Annotated in this window: 1 protein-coding gene; it reads left to right on the forward strand. The window is 36.5% G+C overall.

Annotation, left to right across the window (positions count from 1 at the left end; all coding sequences use genetic code 11):
• Positions 1-527: 527 nt before the first annotated feature.
• Positions 528-1181 carry a hypothetical protein gene (locus ACFIJJ_RS09750; RefSeq protein ID WP_375646801.1) on the forward strand — a complete coding sequence of 218 codons (654 nt, stop codon included), beginning with the start codon at positions 528-530 and terminating at the stop codon, positions 1179-1181.
• Positions 1182-1213 lie beyond the last annotated feature (32 nt).

A 1213-nucleotide genomic window follows, 5' to 3' on the forward strand; every position in this document is an offset into this window, starting at 1 on the left:
ATCAGACCCGCGTTTAATGAGAGGACTAACAAGTCTTGGTTCTTAGTGTCAAGGAAACCATTACATGGCGCCTAAAGGCGTCCTTGACAAAGAACCTAACGTCTTGTTTCGTCCTTCTCACGCGGCTCCGAAATCATGATTAGAAGGAGAGCTTTTAGGGGCATATACTACAAAAGAAAGAGATAAAAATTATAAGCTATTTTATAAGATAAATATTTGAAAATATTATAAAAAATGCCAAAAAATAGTTGACAATAAATGGGTATTTTGTTATATAAATACTTAAGTGCAGAAAACACTAAACCAATAGCGGATAGATTACGAAACAATCTTTCCCTTGCCTTTAAAAACTGACTGTCTTTTATGCTTTTATTAGCATATATACTGATTTTGTCGGGTGTGGTTACGCCATACAATACCCCTTATGGGGAAAAGCATAACGACGGACTATTGGCCGTGTTTTCAACACCCGACACCCTTACAAGGTTGTCAAATGAAAACTTTATTAGCCAATAGGATATTTTATTATGAATGCTATCTCCAAAAAATATGAATTTACAAATGAAACCAAACAAGTTGGTGATGTTACACTTTATCGCATTCGTGCATTAAGAGACTTTGGTGATGTCAAGGCTGGTGATCTTGGTGGTTTTATTGAGAAGGAAGATAACCTCTCTCATGACGGAAATTGCTGGGTTTACGATAACGCATGCGTTTTTCAAAATGCAAGGGTCTATGAAAACGGTAAAGTGAAAAGCTTTTTTGTAGACGTTTATGGTGATGCACAAATTTATGGTAATGCTATTTTTGAAGGCATGGAAATAAATGATTATTGTGAGGTTTATGGCAACGCCCATATTCAAGACACTGTTGTAATTGAAGGTAATGCAAAAATTTATGATAACGCCTCTGTAAGTGATAATGCTTATATTTCTGATACATCTGTTATTTGTGGTGATGCTCATGTCGGGGGGTATGCCATTGTTGGTGATGGTGCTTATATTTGTGATCATTCCAGTGTCATTGATGATGCTGTTGTGTATGATGCTGTTGTATCTGGCTATTCTTGTATTCATAGCAATGCCTCTTTATCATTTGGTGATCAAATTCATGATGAGGCAATTCCAAGATTTGGTAGTGATGATGATTATTTTCGTGATGAGTATGAGGATGTTGCGTAAATAAAATAGCAGGTGCGGGGGGCGCCTGCTTT

The organism is Bartonella sp. TT29SHDZB (assembly GCF_042193395.1).
Taxonomy (GTDB): domain Bacteria; phylum Pseudomonadota; class Alphaproteobacteria; order Rhizobiales; family Rhizobiaceae; genus Bartonella.

Excerpts from the sequence above, each read along its gene's own strand:
- ACFIJJ_RS09750 (WP_375646801.1), top strand. The coding sequence starts at position 528 with ATGAATGCTATCTCCAAAAAATATGAATTTACAAATGAAACCAAACAA.